11 protein-coding genes are annotated in these 15480 nt (G+C 61.0%); 4 read left to right on the top strand and 7 right to left on the bottom strand.

What is annotated here, in order from left to right; genetic code table 11:
• Window positions 1-4457: hypothetical protein (locus AMM33_RS22205; protein ID WP_194945615.1), on the bottom strand; the 4457-nt coding region annotated here is incomplete at its 3' end.
• 798 nt (window positions 4458-5255) lie between these two features.
• Here AMM33_RS22205 and AMM33_RS20530 point away from each other — a divergent pair.
• From AMM33_RS20530 to ruvC, 4 genes are read left to right on the top strand one after another with little or no spacing between them, the layout of a single operon-like run.
• Window positions 5256-7319 carry a ribonuclease catalytic domain-containing protein gene (locus AMM33_RS20530; RefSeq protein ID WP_090143096.1) on the top strand — a complete coding sequence of 688 codons (2064 nt, stop codon included), beginning with the start codon at window positions 5256-5258 and terminating at the stop codon, window positions 7317-7319.
• On the top strand, window positions 7309-8244 hold the full coding sequence (locus tag AMM33_RS20525; protein WP_090143095.1) for an energy transducer TonB: 936 nt from the start codon (window positions 7309-7311) through the stop codon (window positions 8242-8244). The genes AMM33_RS20530 and AMM33_RS20525 overlap by 11 nt, the downstream gene beginning before the upstream one ends.
• A 20-nt stretch (window positions 8245-8264) precedes the next feature.
• Window positions 8265-8999: a monofunctional biosynthetic peptidoglycan transglycosylase gene (gene mtgA / locus AMM33_RS20520; protein WP_090143094.1), complete on the top strand. Its 735-nt coding sequence runs from the start codon at window positions 8265-8267 to the stop codon at window positions 8997-8999.
• A 29-nt stretch (window positions 9000-9028) separates the two neighbouring features.
• Entirely contained in the window at window positions 9029-9577 is a 549-nt protein-coding gene (ruvC, locus tag AMM33_RS20515; protein ID WP_090143103.1) for a crossover junction endodeoxyribonuclease RuvC, read from the top strand.
• Window positions 9578-10010: 433 nt separating this feature from the next.
• Here the strand turns inward: ruvC and panC are convergent, their stop codons facing one another.
• From panC to AMM33_RS20485, 6 genes are all read right to left on the bottom strand, one after another.
• Window positions 10011-10859 carry a pantoate--beta-alanine ligase gene (gene panC / locus AMM33_RS20510; RefSeq protein WP_090143093.1) on the bottom strand — a complete coding sequence of 283 codons (849 nt, stop codon included), beginning with the start codon at window positions 10857-10859 and terminating at the stop codon, window positions 10011-10013.
• Between the two features lie 37 nt (window positions 10860-10896).
• The gene (gene panB / locus AMM33_RS20505; protein WP_090143092.1) at window positions 10897-11769 is read right to left on the bottom strand and encodes a 3-methyl-2-oxobutanoate hydroxymethyltransferase; all 873 of its coding nucleotides are present in this window, start codon (window positions 11767-11769) and stop codon (window positions 10897-10899) included.
• Window positions 11770-11821: 52 nt separating this feature from the next.
• Window positions 11822-12673, bottom strand: a complete 852-nt coding sequence (locus tag AMM33_RS20500) for a segregation and condensation protein A (RefSeq protein WP_090143102.1) — start codon at window positions 12671-12673, stop codon at window positions 11822-11824.
• Between the two features lie 50 nt (window positions 12674-12723).
• On the bottom strand, window positions 12724-12936 hold the full coding sequence (locus AMM33_RS20495; RefSeq protein WP_090143091.1) for a DUF3460 family protein: 213 nt from the start codon (window positions 12934-12936) through the stop codon (window positions 12724-12726).
• 80 nt (window positions 12937-13016) lie between these two features.
• Window positions 13017-14711 carry a SulP family inorganic anion transporter gene (locus AMM33_RS20490; protein WP_090143090.1) on the bottom strand — a complete coding sequence of 565 codons (1695 nt, stop codon included), beginning with the start codon at window positions 14709-14711 and terminating at the stop codon, window positions 13017-13019.
• A 6-nt stretch (window positions 14712-14717) separates the two neighbouring features.
• Entirely contained in the window at window positions 14718-15479 is a 762-nt protein-coding gene (locus AMM33_RS20485; protein ID WP_090143089.1) for a YoaK family protein, read from the bottom strand.
• Window position 15480 lies beyond the last annotated feature (1 nt).

The raw sequence follows: 15480 nt of genomic DNA, 5'->3' as shown, positions 1-15480 counted from the left end.
GTTTCGCTGGCTGCACTGGCCTGGGTCGCTGTGTCGATGGCTGAGTGTGCGTTCGACTGTTGCGCCGCCCTCCGTGAGCCACACTCGGGCCCTGCCCGCCGCTCTTCCCCTCTTGCGGCCGTTGCCGCGGCAGCGGCAGCGGTGGCGGCCGTTGCGGCGTCTGTGGCCTTGGTCACTGCCGTGTTCAGTGCGGCTTGTGCGTCTTCCACGGCTTTGATCTGCTCGGCTGTGGCGGGGTTACTGCTCATGTTCGCTTTGGCGGTGGCCAGGTTCGACTGAGCGGTGCTCAGATCGCTTGTTGCAGTGGTCAATGCAGCAGCGGCGGCTTCTGCGGCGCTCACGTACTTGGCCACTTCCGCGTCCGTTGCCGTTTCGCTGGCTGCACTGGCCTGGGTCGCTGTGTCGATGGCTGAGTGGGCGGCCGTCACTTGCCCAGCAATGGCTGTGACCGATTCGGGCACTGACTCCTTGCCTGCGCCTGCTGCGGCCGTTGCTGCGGCAGCGGCAGCGGTGGCGGCCGTTGCGGCGTCTGTGGCCTTGGTCACTGCCGTGTTCAGTGCGGCTTGTGCGTCTTCCACGGCTTTGATCTGCTCGGCTGTGGCGGGGTTACTGCTCATGTTCGCTTTGGCGGTGGCCAGGTTCGACTGAGCGGTGCTCAGATCGCTTGTTGCAGTGGTCAATGCAGCAGCGGCGGCTTCTGCGGCGCTCACGTACTTGGCCACTTCCGCGTCCGTTGCCGTTTCGCTGGCTGCACTGGCCTGGGTCGCTGTGTCGATGGCTGAGTGGGCGGCCGTCACTTGCCCAGCAATGGCTGTGACCGATTCGGGCACTGACTCCTTGCCTGCACCTGCTGCGGCCGTTGCTGCGGCAGCGGCAGCGGTGGCAGCCGTTGCGGCGTCTGTGGCCTTGGTCACTGCCGTGTTCAGTGCGGCTTGTGCGTCTTCCACGGCTTTGATCTGCTCGGCTGTGGCGGGGTTACTGCTCATGTCCGCTTTGGCGGTGGCCAGGTTCGACTGAGCGGTGCTCAGATCGCTTGTTGCAGTGGTCAATGCAGCAGCGGCGGCTTCTGCAGCGCTCACGTACTTGGCCACTTCCGCGTCCGTTGCCGTTTCGCTGGCTGTACTGGCCTGGGTCGCCGTGTCGATGGCTGAGTGGGCGGCCGTCACTTGCCCAGCAATGGCTGTGACCGATTCGGGCACTGACTCCTTGCCTGCGCCTGCTGCGGCCGTTGCCGCGGCAGCGGCAGCGGTGGCAGCCGTTGCGGCGTCTGTGGCCTTGGTCACTGCCGTGTTCAGTGCGGCTTGTGCGTCTTCCACGGCTTTGATCTGCTCGGCTGTGGCGGGGTTATTGGTCATGTCCGCTTTGGCGGTGGCCAGGTTCGACAGAGCGGTGCTCAGATCGCTTGTTGCAGTGGTCAATGCAGCAGCGGCGGCTTCTGCAGCGCTCACGTACTTGGCCACTTCCGCGTCCGTTGCCGTTTCGCTGGCTGTACTGGCCTGGGTCGCCGTGTCAATGGCTGAGTGGGCGGCCGTCACTTGCCCAGCAATGGCTGTGACCGATTCGGGCACTGACTCCTTGCCTGCGCCTGCTGCGGCCGTTGCTGCGGCAGCGGCAGCGGTGGCAGCCGTTGCGGCGTCTGTGGCCTTGGTCACTGCCGTGTTCAGTGCGGCTTGTGCGTCTTCCACGGCTTTGATCTGCTCGGCTGTGGCGGGGTTACTGCTCATGTCCGCTTTGGCGGTGGCCAGGTTTGACTGAGCGGTGCTCAGATCGCTTGTTGCAGTGGTCAATGCAGCAGCGGCGGCTTCTGCGGCGCTCACGTACTTGGCCACTTCCGCGTCCGTTGCCGTTTCGGTGTCAGTTGCTGCGGTGCTGGTGGCGCTGGCGGCTGTGTTGGAGGCCGATGCGGCTGTGTTGGCGGCGGCCACGCCTGCGGGGTCGTCTTCACCAGCGGCTGCGGCTGCGTTGTGTGCGGCTGTGGCTGCCTCTGTTGCTGCTTGCGCTTTCGCTGTGGCTTGTGCGGCGGCTTCAGTGGCTGCGGCTTGCTTGGCTTCCACTTGGGCCAGTTGTGCGGGTGTGGCTGGATTGTCCAAGGCTGCCACGGCGGTGGCCAGTTCGGCTTTGGCTTTGTCTGCTGCTGAGGCAGCAATCGTGGCGGCTGAAGCTGCTGCAGCGGCGGCTGCCCCGTAAGCGGTGACAGCGGTGTCGGTGGTGTTTTCGCTGTTGGTTGCTGCGGTGCTTGCTGCATCCGCTGCATCTGTCGCTGCCTTTGCCGCATCTGTCGCGGTTTTCACGCCTGCGGGGTCGTCTTCACCAGCGGCTGCGGCTGCGTTGTGTGCGGCTGTGGCCGCCTCTGTTGCTGCTTGCGCTTTCGCTGTGGCTTGTGCGGCGGCTTCAGTGGCTGCGGCTTGCTTGGCTTCCACTTGGGCCAGTTGTGCGGGTGTGGCTGGATTGTCCAAGGCTGCCACGGCGGTGGCCAGTTCGGCTTTGGCTTTGTCTGCTGCTGAGGCAGCAATCGTGGCGGCTGAAGCTGCTGCAGCGGCGGCTGCCCCGTAAGCGGTGACAGCTGAATCGGTGACGCTTTCCGCTGCGTCTATCGCCGCTGCTGCATTCGACACACTTTGGACCGCTGCGGTCTGCGCGGCAATGGCTGCTGACTCTGCAGTGTTCAACGCTGAAGTAGGTGTTTTACCCGCTGCAGCTGTTGCAGCGTTGGCTGCATCCACGGCAGCCTTGGCCGCATCAGCGGCTATTTTTGCTGCAGCGGCTGCCGCTGTTGCCGCTGCTTGAGCGTCTGTCACCGCTTGCAATTCAGCTGTCGTGGGTGGCGAGCTGAGCTTTCCTTGCTCTATGCCAATGGCTGCCGTTGCATCTGCTGCCGTTTTCGCAGCATCTGTCGCTGTAGTCACCGCTGCTGTGGCTTTGCCCACGGCTGCGCCCAAGGCTGCATCCGTTATTTCATCTGCAGCTTTCACTGCCGCAGCCGCATCTTTCACACCTGTATCAGCATTCGCCTGCGCGGTGTTTGCGCCAGTTGTTGCTGTGCTCAACGCTTCTGAAGGCGTCTCGCCTGCCGCAGCCGTTGCAGCCTTTGCCGCATCCACTGCTGTTTGTGCTGCTGCTGCCGCTGCTTTGGAAGCAGCAGCAGTCTCTGTCGCAGCTTTTTGTGCTTCTGTCACAGCCTTTAACTCTGCTGCTGTCGCTGGTGTGTACAGTGCATTTTGTGCATCCACCAAGTTTTGCTTGGCTGTAGCTGCTGCTTTCGCAGCATCAGTCGCAGCTTGCACCGCCTTAGTGGCAGCAGACGTCGCAAAAGCCGCTACTGTGGAGTCAACGACTTTTTTCATTTCTGTCAATGACGACAAAGGTTGCTTGGCGTGGGCTTGTGCGATGGCGTTTTGCACAGCTTCCAAGTTTTCGTTGGTCACATTGGTGAAGCCAAGTGTGGCCATGTTGGCTTTGCTTGGTGCGCTAGCGGCGCTTTCCCCGCCAGTAGCGACATCTGTAACGCTGGCCACGGCACTGGCTGCTTTGGCCAGCTTATTCAGTTCATCCACGCTTGAAACTTGTGCGATACCTTTGCCGTGCAGGGCATCGATCAAGAGCTTGGTTTGGGTGCCGTCTTTAATTCCTGTGATGCCGATTGCTGCAAAGTCGGCTGCGGTGGGGGCGGGGGCATTGGGGTCTTTGACTTCGGCCAGGATTTTGTTGTAAGCATCCACAATGGCTTGTACCTTGGCTGCGGTGTCGGCAAGCTCGCCGGATATGGCGGGGCTGTTGAGGGCGCTGTTGATGGCGGCCAGGTTGTCTTTGGTCACGCCTGTGATACCCGCTGCTGCGTAGGTCTCTAGGCTGGTGGTGGTGGCTGATGCGTTGTTGGCTTGTGCTGCGTTTTGTATGGTTTTGAGCGCAGCCGCCGCTGCAGCTTTGTCTTGCGCTTCCTGAACCGCGATGCCTACGCCTGCAACGCCAACGCTTCCCAGCGCCACCAACAAGGGGTTAATGGCCGGCAAAGTGTACGCGGCAGCGCCGCTTTGAATGAATTCAGCGCTTCCAAGCACTGCGTTGACACTGCCTTGTGTTTGGGTCACCCAGGTCAGCGGTGTATCTGTGCTGGCATTAGTTACGACGTATTCGTAAATATGGCCGTTTTCAGCCTCACCCACGACACGGACGAAGCCTTCGGTCACCGTGTCGTAATAGTCCTCCAACACCAGGTCTGGGCCTTCAGTGTCCGTTTGGAATGTGATTTCCAGATTGTTCCCCACGCGCTTGGCTTTGATCGATGCAGGTGCTTTGTGGCCTTCGGAGACCAAGTCTTTGACTTGGTAAGTAACACCTGCTTTGACTTGGATGCGCAAGACCTGCCCAGGCGTTCCCGCCGTTGGTTTGAACTCAAAAATTTCAGCCGTCTTGCCTTTGACTGAGGTCGCAATAACTTGAATGTGGGGTGTAGACATGGTGATTTTCAACTCGGGTTAGGGGGGAGGCTTTGCGCAGCTCACTTTGGTGTGTGGATGTGCTGTGCACAGATATGGCGAGTGGAGGTCTCGAACGGTTGGTGACTTTTCAGTGCTGGACCTGCTCGAAAGAACGGACTCATGGGCGTTTGCCTGCAACTTGCCGTGTGCGGCAGGTGCGTAGTTCACGCGCAAGGAAACCGGTGTTTGACAAACAGACCCTGATTGAGGTCCGCTCGGTCAGTGGAAGTGAAATTTCCAATTCATCGCGTGTACAAACTTGCGACAAATTGATAAATTCATTTTTCGATGAATTTGTAGTGGTATTTATTAATTTGGTCACCTTGAATATTTGGATTGAGATTTTTGATGTCGAATTTTTCATTTTTAGCTCCTTAACTCGCTTAAATTGTAACTATTGACTGCTAATTTGATGAATATCAACGGAAATTTGAAGTAACAATTTTTAAAATTATCGAAACAAAATGTAACTAATATCTTATTTCATACTATAGTGCTATTTATGGTCGTTAAAAAAAACTCATGAAACTAATTTTTAACACTTTTTGGCTCAAATAGAGTTTGTAATTTGTAAACAAAAAACAACATTTACAGCTGTCCTGAGCGGAAACAGGCCTCAAAGCGTTGGACGTTCAGATGTTTGTTGGGTGTTTACGCTCAAGGGCCGCGTCTGAGCCTCGAGGGATTTAGACCACTACCTGCCCGAAATTCTGGAATTTCTGCAATTGGCCTGAGCCCTACACGTTGAAACTGGAAGGGGCATGGGAAAATCCGGCCATGTACGTACTATTTGAAGATGCCGGCAAATTCATGGCCGGACGGGTCTTGTCAGAGGCCGATGCCTCTGCCCAAGTCGAGCTGGACTCCGGTAAACGGGTCAAAGTCAAAGCGGCCAATATGCTGCTCAAGTTCGACAAACCCTCGCCCGCCGCCTTGCTCAGCGAGGCCACCGCCCTGAGCCAGAGCATTGAGCTGGAGCTGGCTTACGAATTCGCGCCCGAGCAGGAATTCGGCTTTGCCGACCTGGCCCGAGACTATTTCAGTGCAGGCGCCACCTCGGTGGAGCAGGTTGCGGCCTTGTGGCGACTGCACGAGGCGCCACACTATTTCCGCCGTGCGGGCAAAGGGCGTTTTCGCAAAGCCCCCGCCGAGATCGTGCAGCAGGCCTTGCTGGCCATCGAGAAGAAAAAGCAGGTGCAGGCCCAGATCGAGGCCTGGTCGGCCGATCTGGTGGCCGGCACCTGTCCCGAGCCGATCCGCGAGCAGCTCTACAAAATTTTGTTTCGCCCTGACAAGAACACGCCCGAATACAAAGCCGTGGTCGAGGCCAGCAAAAGCAGCCAGACCGCGCCTTTGGACTTGCTGCAAAACGCGGGGGCCATCGCCTCGCCTTGGGATTTCCATTGGCAGCGTTTTCTGTTTGACCTGTTCCCCAAGGGCACGGGCTTTCCCCCCTTGCAAGCGCCTGCCATCACCGACGACTTGCCACTGGCCCCGGTGCAGGCCTTTTCGATTGACGACTCGCACACCACCGAAATCGACGACGCCCTGTCGTTGCAGGGTTTGGGCACGGGCACGGTCACCGTGGGCATCCACATCGCCGCACCCGGCCTGGCCCTGAGCCCCGGCAGCGCAATCGACCAACTCGGCCGTGCCCGCCTGTCCACCGTCTACATGCCCGGTTACAAAATCACCATGCTGCCCGACAGCGTGGTGCAGGCCTACACCCTGATCGAGGGGCGTGACTGCCCGGCGGTGTCGCTGTATGTGACTTTCAGCGAAGACACGCTGGAGGTGCAAAGCGCCGAGACACGTCTGGAGCGGGTGCCGATCTTGGTCAACCTGCGCCATGACCAGCTCGATGACCGCATCACCCGCGAATGGCTGGAGGGCGAAGACCAGAGCGACCACGCCGACGTGCCCGTGAGCCGTGACACCCTGGCGTTTTACTGGCGTCTGGCGCAAACCCTCAAGGCGCGGCGCGAGGTGGTGCGCGGCAAGCCCGAAAACTTCAACCGCCCGGACTACAGCTTCAAGCTGGAGCGGGACAGCAACGACACGCCCCCCTCGGGTGACGAGACGGTGTTGATCGGCACGCGCCAGCGTGGCGCGCCACTCGACTTGATGGTGGCCGAGGCCATGATTTTGGCCAACAGCACCTGGGGCCAGTGGATGGCCCAGCTGGGTGTGCCCGGCATTTACCGCAGCCAGGCCAGTCTGGCGCCCGGCGTCAAGGTCCGCATGGGCACCAAGGCGCTGCCGCATGCCGGCATTGGCGTGCCCAGCTACGCCTGGAGCACCTCACCGCTGCGCCGCTACACCGACCTGGTCAACCAGTGGCAGATCATCGCCTGCGCCAAGCACGGCGCCACGGCCGCTTTGGCCGCGCCTTTCAAGCCCAAAGACGCCGAGCTGTTTTCCATCATCAGCGGCTTCGATGCCGCCTACAGCGCTTACAACGGCGTGCAGTCGAGCATGGAGCGTTACTGGACGCTGCGCCACGTGCAGCAGCACAGCATCGAGGAGCTGGACGCCAGCCTGGTCAAGGAAATGGGCGGCGGCACCTGGCTGGTGCGCGCCGACACCTTGCCGCTGATGTTCAGCGTCATGGGTGCTCAGGGCCTGGCTCGGGGGGCGCGCGTGCGCGTCAAGTTGGGCGAGATTGACCTCATGGCGCTGGATGTGCATGGCATCGTGACCGCGCACCTGGATGCCCCCGAGGCCGCTGCCGAGAGTCAGGCGGATGAGGTCGATGAGGCAGAAGATGAAGAGGCCATGGCCGCAGGTCCCTTGACCATTGCGGTGGATTTGAACGACAGCACCCAAAACGATGCAAGCTGAAGACCTTTCATCCCCCCCGCAAAGCGAGCTGCAAGAACAGCCCCAGGCACAGCGCAGGCCATCGCCTCATCGGGGTTTGACCTGGGCCTTGGCGTTCTCGCTGGCGGTGCATTTGGGCTTGGTCACCTTGCGCTTTGCCGCGCCGGAAACCTACAACCGGGTGTTTGCAGACACGCCGCTGGAGGTGGTGCTGGTCAATGCACGCAGCGATGAAAAGCCGGCGGACGCCCAGGTGCTGGCTCAGGTCAAACTCGCGGGCGGTGGGCAGGTGCCCGATGTGAGCCTGTCCAGCACCCCACTGCCACCGGCCGTGCAAACCGAGGCGGGCACTGACATCAGTGAAATGCAGCGCAAGATCGAAGCGCTGAAAATGCAGCAAATGCGCTTGCTCACCCAGCTCAAGGACGAGTTGGCTGTGCTCTCCAAAGACAACGCCGGTGACAAAGCCGACAGTCCCGACCGCCAGGCCCGCGAAGAGCGCAAGCAGCAACTGGCCCGGCAACTGGCGCGCATCGAGCAGCGCGTGGTGCAAACTCAGGGCGCAGCCCGCAAGCGCTACATCAGCCCGGCTACCAAAGAGGTGGTGTATGCGATGTACTACGACAAATTGCGCCGCACCATCGAGGAGCAAGGCACGCTGAATTTTCCGGAATCGGGCGGCCAGAAAATTTACGGTCAGCTCACCATGATCATCACGGTGGACAGCAAAGGCCTGCTCCTGAAGACCGAAGTGGCCAATTCTTCGCGCAACCCCATGCTCGACGAACGGGCGGTTGCCATCGTGCGCAGCTCGGCGCCTTTTGGTGAATTCAACAAAAAAATGCGTCAGCAAGCCGACCAGATCGTGGTCGTCACACGCTTTAACTTTTCGCGCGACGACACGCTCGAAACCCGCATGCTGGCCCCTGACCCCGACAAGAATTGAGCCCAGGAGACGGATTGACGATGCGCACTTTTGCACGTTTTTTGATGTTGCTGGCTCTGGCCTTTGTCGGGCTGCAGCTGTTTTTTGTGCTGCGCATCGCCTGCATGGCGGTCTGGTTGCCCGAATCGACCACCTTTGAGCGCTCGCAAATCTGGCAAATCGTCAGTCACAAGGGGCGCCTGCCCTGGCGCCAAGAGGTGGTTGAACTTTCGGCCATTTCTCCCTTGCTGCAACGCGCCGTCATGGCCTCAGAAGACAGCGCCTTCACTCAGCACAACGGCATTTGGTGGGAGTCCCTGGAAAAAGCCTGGGATAAAAACGCCAAGGCCAAAGCCCAAGCCGAGCAACGCGCCCAGCGCAGGCCTGATGCCAAACCCCCGGCCGTCAAAATCGTGGGCGGCTCCACCATCACCCAGCAACTGGCCAAAAACCTCTTGCTCTCTGGCGAGCGGACCTTGCTGCGCAAAGGTCAGGAAATGCTGCTGACACTGACGCTGGAGACCTTGCTCAGCAAGCGCCGCATCATGGAGATTTACCTCAACAGCGTGGAGTGGGGCGAGGGCGTGTTTGGCGCCGAAGCGGCAGCCCAGCATTACTTTCGCAAAAGTGCGGCCCGGCTGAATGCCTGGGAAGCGGCCCGCCTGGCCGTGATGCTGCCCCGGCCCCGCTATTTTGAAAAACTGTCGCAATCGGCCTATCTGGCCAGCCGTGCAGAAACCATCATGGCCCGCATGAACGACGTGACCCTGCCATGAGCACACTGACGAATGCCGCCCCCCAAACCCTGCGCATTCTGGGCATTGACCCGGGCTTGCAAACCACCGGCTTTGGCGTGCTCGATATGACCGGCTCCAAGCTGCAATACGTGGCCAGCGGCGTGATTGAAACCACCCGCGAAGAAATGGGCAACCTGCCTGCACGCCTGAAAGTGCTGTACGACGGCATCCGCGAAATCCATGCGCGCTACCAGCCCGACGTGGCCTCTGTGGAAATCGTTTTTGTCAACATCAACCCCCAGGCCACCTTGCTGCTGGGCCAAGCGCGTGGCTGCTGCGTCACGGCGCTGGTGTCTTGCGATATCGCCGTGGCTGAGTACACCGCCTTGCAGATGAAGCAATCGGTCACTGGCCATGGACGGGCCGCCAAATCGCAAGTTCAGGAAATGGTCAAACGCCTGCTGCAATTGCCCGTGCTGCCCCGGCAGGATGCGGCCGACGCCTTGGGCATGGCCATCACCCACGCCCATGCCAGCCCCTCCATGAACAAACTCGCCGCCCAAGGCGTCCTCAACCGCAAAACCCACGGCATGTTCAGAAGCGGCCGCAGCCATTGACGCTGCAGCTCATGGAGGTCGGCGGTTTCAGCCCCGACATATGCACCCCAACGCCAGCGCTTGAGTGGGCCGTGTCCTTGAGTAGAAATTTGTCGGACTCTTCGAGTACCGAGCTATAGATTCGGCCCGATGAAGTCTGAGCCGTGTGTTGCCCGTTGGGAGGAGTTTGTGGGAGCTTGCCAGCCAAGCGAAAAGCCTGTGGTCCACAAGCGTCTGATTGCCCGCAGGGCTAGCTCCCACAAGGTGCAAGGTTGAAGTCACCCTGCAAACTTCACAGGGCCGGATCAATAAGCGTTGTAGGTCGGAGCTTCAGCTGCGACGCAGTTCGCTTCGGCGCAGAACCCATGTCGGCTCTGAAGTCACCGACCCACGGGCTGACTTGGCGCAAACATGTCAAATTTCAGCAGGCCGGATCAACGGGAGCTTGCCCGCGTTAAATCTCGAAGTTGTCGATCAGGCGCGTCGTGCCCAGCTTCGCCGCGCCCAGCACCACCAGCGCGTCACCGGCTTGCGGGGCTTGCAGGTCGTGGCGGCGGCGCACCGTGAGGTAGTCGGGTTGCCAGCCGCGCAGGCGCAAGCCTTCCATGGCTTTGGCTTCGAGTGCGGGCAGGTGGCTGGCCAGGGCATCGGCATCGGCCAGGGCGTCGCGGCCCAGTGCGCGCAGGGCCAGGGACAGTTGCAGCGCTTCGGCGCGTTCGCGCTCGCTCAGGTAGCCGTTGCGTGAACTCAGCGCCAGGCCGTCCTCGGCGCGGCAGGTGTCCACACCCACCACGCGGAGGGGCAGCGCAAACTGGCGCACCATCTGGCGGATCACCATGAGCTGCTGGTAGTCTTTTTTGCCGAACACGGCCACGCCCTGGGCCTTGCCCGCGAACACGCTCATGAACAGCTTCATGACCACGGTGGACACACCCGTGAAAAAGCCGGGGCGGAATTCGCCTTCGAGGATGTCGCCCAGTGCCGGATCAGCATGCACCTTGACGGTCTGGGCTTCGGGATAAAGGTCGGTCTCACGCGGGGCAAACACCACGTCGCAGCCTGCGGATTCAAGCTTGGCGCAGTCGGCCTCCCAGGTGCGGGGGTAGCTGTCAAAGTCTTCGTGGGGCAAGAACTGCAGGCGGTTCACAAAGATGCTGACCACGGTGCAGTCGCCCGAGGGCTTGGCCTGCTCGACCAGCTTGATGTGGCCTGCGTGCAGGTTGCCCATGGTGGGCACAAAGGCGGGGCATTGCGAAGCGCACAGGGCTTGGCGGAGTTCGTCGATGGAACGGGCAATGATCATGGCTGAAATATTGGGGGGTGTCTCGGGGGAGGGGGTCTTACCAGGCGTGCAAGGCGTTGTCGGGAAAGCTGCCGTCCTTGACGGCGCGCACATAAGCGTTCATGGCGTCCAGCACACTGCTTTGGCCCGTCATGAAGTTGCGCACGAACTTGGGGTTCTTGCCCAGGTTGATGCCCAGCATGTCGTGCATGACCAGCACCTGGCCTGCTGTGCCCTTGCCCGCGCCAATGCCGATGGTGTGGCAGCGCGACAGCTCTTGGGTCAGTTCAGCCGACAGGGCGGCGGGCACCATCTCCAGCACCAGCATGGCGGCGCCTGCGTCTTGCAGGGCCAGGGCCTCCTGGCGCAGCTTGGCGGCCGAGTCGCCACGGCCTTGCACCCGGTAGCCACCCAGTGCGTGCACGGTTTGCGGGGTCAGCCCCAGGTGGGCGCAGACCGGGATGCCGCGCTCGACAAGAAAGCGCACGGTCTCGGTGGTCCAGCCACCGCCTTCGAGCTTGACCATGTGGGCGCCAGCCTGCATCAGCACGGTGGCGCTGCGCAGGGCCTGCTCGCGCGATTCCTGGTAAGTGCCAAAGGGCAGGTCGCCAATGATCCAGGCGGTGCCTTGCACGCGTTGTACACCACGGGCCACGCTTTCGGTGTGGTAGCGCATGGTCTCCAGGCTCACGCCCACGGTGCTGGGCAGGCCCTGGCAGACCATGCCCAGCGAGTCGCCTACCAAAATGCATTCGATGCCAGCGGCGTCGGCCACGGCGGCAAAGGTGGCGTCGTAAGCGGTGAGCATGGTGATTTTTTCACCCCGCTCACGCAGCTCGTTCAGGCGCGGCAGGCTGATGGGTTTGCGGGCCGCCACCGGTGAGGCGGGGGGCAATGTGCCGTAAGGCGTTGCAGTCGAAGTGGTGTTCATGGCAGCAGGGTGGGCTTGAAGGTGCCCGATTCTGTCACCGTATCAGGGTCTTTCAGACAGGCGTGAACGCCAGCCGCACATAAATTGGCGCAAAGGCTTCAGCTTGTGTGATCTCGATCAAGGTTTCCTTGGCCAGTTCGAGCAAGGCGATGAAGGTCACTACCAGCACGGGGGTGCCCTGGCTCGGGTCAAACAGGTTTTCAAATTCGACGAATTTGCGGCCTTGCAGGTGCTTGAGCACGATGCTCATGTGTTCGCGCACGCTGAGTTCTTCGCGGCTGATCTTGTGGTGCTGCACCAGGTTGGCGCGTTTAAGGATGTCGCGCCAGGCCGATTGCAACTCTTCCATGCTCACGTCCGGAAAGCGCGGCTGCAGGCTTTGCTCGATATACACCTGCGCCTTGATGAAGTCACGGCCGTAGTGGGGCAGGGCGTTCAGTTGCATGGAGGCCAGCTTCATCTGCTCGTACTCCAGCAGGCGACGCACCAGTTCGGCCCTGGGGTCTTCGGCCTCTTCGCCCTCGGCCACTTTTTTGGGCGGCAGCAGCATGCGCGACTTGATCTCGATCAGCATGGCCGCCATCAAGAGGTATTCGGCGGCCAGCTCCAGGTTGCGCTGGCGGATTTCATCAACATAGCTCAAGTACTGGCGCGTCACCCCGGCCATGGGGATGTCGAGGATGTTGAAGTTTTGCTTGCGGATCAGGTACAGCAGCAAATCGAGCGGGCCTTCAAAGGCCTCCAGAAACACCTCCAGCGCATCGGGCGGGATGTACAAGTCGGTGGGCATCGAAAACAGGGGCTCGCCATACAGGCGTGCCAGCGCCACTTGGTCCACCACTTGGGGCATGGGCGCAGGTGTGCTGTCCAGCGCTTGGGGCAGCTCAGTGGGTTCGGTGCTCATGGGGGGCGATGCCGGGGGGGCGCAGGCGCTTGTGGCCTGCGCACGGGGCATCAGACCTGAGAGGCCTGCGTTTGGTAGACGTAAGGTTGTTGCGCCACGCGGGCGGCCTTGAATTCTTGCTGGGCCTTGCGGTCTACCGCTTTGTCCCACAGCAAGGCACGGCCTTCGCGCTGCTGGGCTTCCAGCTCGGGGTGCTGGGCTTTGAGCTGGTCGATGAACTGGGAGGTGTCAGAGCTGTAGTCAGGGCGGCGGAAAATGGACATGGAGGCTTTCGAAAAAAAGCAAAAATCGCAAAAGACAGGGCAGCTGTGGCGGGGCTACAAAGGGGCGCCAAGCCCCCCCATCAGCGAAAGGGGGCCATTTTACTGGGCGCAGCCGTGAGCCAGCTGACAGCCCGCTTCAGCCCGGTGGGCAGATCGGGCTCCAGCTGGCCGTCCAGCAGGGTCAGCATGCCGCTGCGCCGGGCAATGTCCAGCGGCTGGTGCTGCAGGCCGCAGACGATCAAACGCAGCTGTTTTTTGTGACAAGTGTCGATCAGGTGAATCAGGGCATCGACCCCGGTCGAGTCGATATAAATCACGTTTTTCAGATCCACCACCAACACGGGCCTGCTGATCTTGTCTTCGATCTCTTCGATGAGCTTGACGGCCCCGAAGAACAGTGCGCCATAAAGGCGCCAGGCCTGGATGTGGTCTTCGTGACCGGCCAGTGTGGGGTGCTGCTTGCACGTGACGGCTTCGCTGCGGCTCAAACTGGAGATGCGGTAAATAAAAGTCAGGCAAGCGGCCACCAGGCCCACTTCGACGGCTACCGTCAAATCAAACACCACGGTGAGGAAAAACACCGCCAGTAAGGTGATGCGGTAAGGCATGCGAAACTGCCGCAGGTGCAAAAACTCGCGCCACTCGCCCATGTTCCAGGCCACAAACATCAAGATGGCGGCCAAAGCGGCCAGCGGAATGTGCCCGGCCAGCGGCGCGGCCACCAGCACCACGGCCAGCAAGGTCAGAGCGTGCACCATGCCCGCAATCGGGCTGGTGCCACCGCTTTTGATGTTGGTCACCGTGCGGGCAATGGTGCCGGTGGCGGGCATGCCGCCAAAAAACGGCGTCACAAAATTGGCCACGCCTTGGGCCATCAGCTCTTGGTTGGGGTTGTGGCGGTCACCGATCATGCCGTCGGCAATGCGCGCACACAGCAGCGATTCAATGGCCCCCAGCAATGCCAAGGTCAGGGTGGGCATGAGCAAAAAGCGGGCGCTGTCCCAGCTGAACTCCGGCCATTGCAAGCCGGGCATGTCGGCCGCAATGCCGCCATATTTGCTGCCTATCGTCTCCACCGGCAAAGACAGCCCCATGCAAGCCAACGTGGCAAAGACCAGGGCAATGATGGAGCCCGGCACCATGCTGACCCATTGGTAACGGCTGCCCTCGAGTCGGCGGCCCAGGCGCATCCAGCCCACCAGCAGGGACAAGGAGCCCAGCGCCACCAGCAAGGCAGCCAGGTTGGTGGTGTGCAGGTGCTGACTCAGGCTGTGCAGGATGCCGAAAAAATCCGCAGGCATGGCGCCCGTTTTGAGGCCCAGAAAATCCTTGATCTGCGACAGCATGATCAGCACCGCGATGCCGTTGGTAAAGCCAATCACCACCGCCACCGGGATGAAGCGGATCAGCGTGCCCAGCCGGAACAAGCCCATCAGGAACAGCAGCACCCCCGACATGGCGGTGGCCAAAATCAGGTTGGCCAGGCCATAGCGCTCGACGATGCCGTAAACGATGACGATGAAGGCCCCGGCTGGCCCGCCAATTTGCACCCGGCTGCCGCCCAGTGCCGAGATCAAAAAGCCCGCGATGATGGCGGTGAACAAGCCCGCTTCGGGTTTGAGGCCCGAGGCAATGGCAAAGGCCATGGCCAGCGGCAAAGCCACCACCCCCACGGTGATGCCCGCGCCGACGTCGCGCACCAGGCGCTGGCGACTGTAGTCCTGCAGGCTGTCGATCAATTGGGGGTGGAAGAAAGAAGTCGCAAAGCGGGTCATGACGTTTCAGTCGCGGCGGTCATTGGAAAAAAAACGGGCACCTTGGCGCCAATCATTGATCAGCGGGCGCAAACACAACAGCCACAGCAAGGCCGCCAATGGCAGCGTGGTGATGTAACCCCATGACTTGAAGCCCAGCGCACCCACCAGACCGCCCAGCAAGAAGCCCAGCACCAAAGCAATGTGCACCCGCAAACGCTGGCGGTTGGCGCGCACAGGGGCATCGCTGGCGAGCCGGTTGATGTAGAGCAACTTGCCCATTTCGATGCCGATGTCGGTGACCAGGCCGGTGACGTGGGTGGTGCGAATTTCGGCGTGAGAAATTTTGGTGATGACCGCGTTTTGCAGGCCCATGATGAAGCACAGCAAGACCACCGTCATGGCCAGGAAAACCTGGGACCAGGACGCGATGGCCGCCCCAAACAGGCCAAAGACCAGCAAAGCCAGGGATTCCAACAACAACGGCAGGCTGTAACTGCTGTGCAGACGCTGGCGCAGCCCCCAGTTGACCATGATGGCGGTGCACATGGCGCCCAGCACAAAAGCGATCAGGCAGGCCAGTCCGGCAAGGACGAGCGTTCCATGACCCAGCACGACATCGTCGGCAATGGACGAGACGATGCCCGTCATGTGCGAGGTGTAGCGCCCCACGGCCAAAAAACCCCCAGCATTGATGGCCCCCGCCACAAAGCTCAGCACCAGGCCCAGGCGCAAATTGGCCTGGGGGCTGCGCTGCACATCGGTCCATCCGCGAATCAGAGGAAACATG

The sequence above is a fragment of the Limnohabitans sp. DM1 genome (assembly GCF_001269385.1).
GTDB lineage: Bacteria > Pseudomonadota > Gammaproteobacteria > Burkholderiales > Burkholderiaceae_C > Limnohabitans_A.
Note: the sequence above shows the minus strand (reverse complement) of the source record. Positions and strands in the feature narration are given on the sequence as shown.

Bases quoted from the DNA above. Each gene is read 5' to 3' on its own strand.
- AMM33_RS20490 (WP_090143090.1), bottom strand. From the start codon at position 14,711: ATGACCCGCTTTGCGACTTCTTTCTTCCACCCCCAATTGATCGACAGC.
- panC (WP_090143093.1), bottom strand. From the start codon at position 10,859: ATGATCATTGCCCGTTCCATCGACGAACTCCGCCAAGCCCTGTGCGCT.
- mtgA (WP_090143094.1), top strand. From the start codon at position 8,265: ATGCGCACTTTTGCACGTTTTTTGATGTTGCTGGCTCTGGCCTTTGTC.
- AMM33_RS20530 (WP_090143096.1), top strand. From the start codon at position 5,256: ATGTACGTACTATTTGAAGATGCCGGCAAATTCATGGCCGGACGGGTC.
- AMM33_RS20525 (WP_090143095.1), top strand. From the start codon at position 7,309: ATGCAAGCTGAAGACCTTTCATCCCCCCCGCAAAGCGAGCTGCAAGAA.
- AMM33_RS20495 (WP_090143091.1), bottom strand. From the start codon at position 12,936: ATGTCCATTTTCCGCCGCCCTGACTACAGCTCTGACACCTCCCAGTTC.
- panB (WP_090143092.1), bottom strand. From the start codon at position 11,769: ATGAACACCACTTCGACTGCAACGCCTTACGGCACATTGCCCCCCGCC.
- AMM33_RS20500 (WP_090143102.1), bottom strand. From the start codon at position 12,673: ATGAGCACCGAACCCACTGAGCTGCCCCAAGCGCTGGACAGCACACCT.
- AMM33_RS20485 (WP_090143089.1), bottom strand. From the start codon at position 15,479: ATGTTTCCTCTGATTCGCGGATGGACCGATGTGCAGCGCAGCCCCCAG.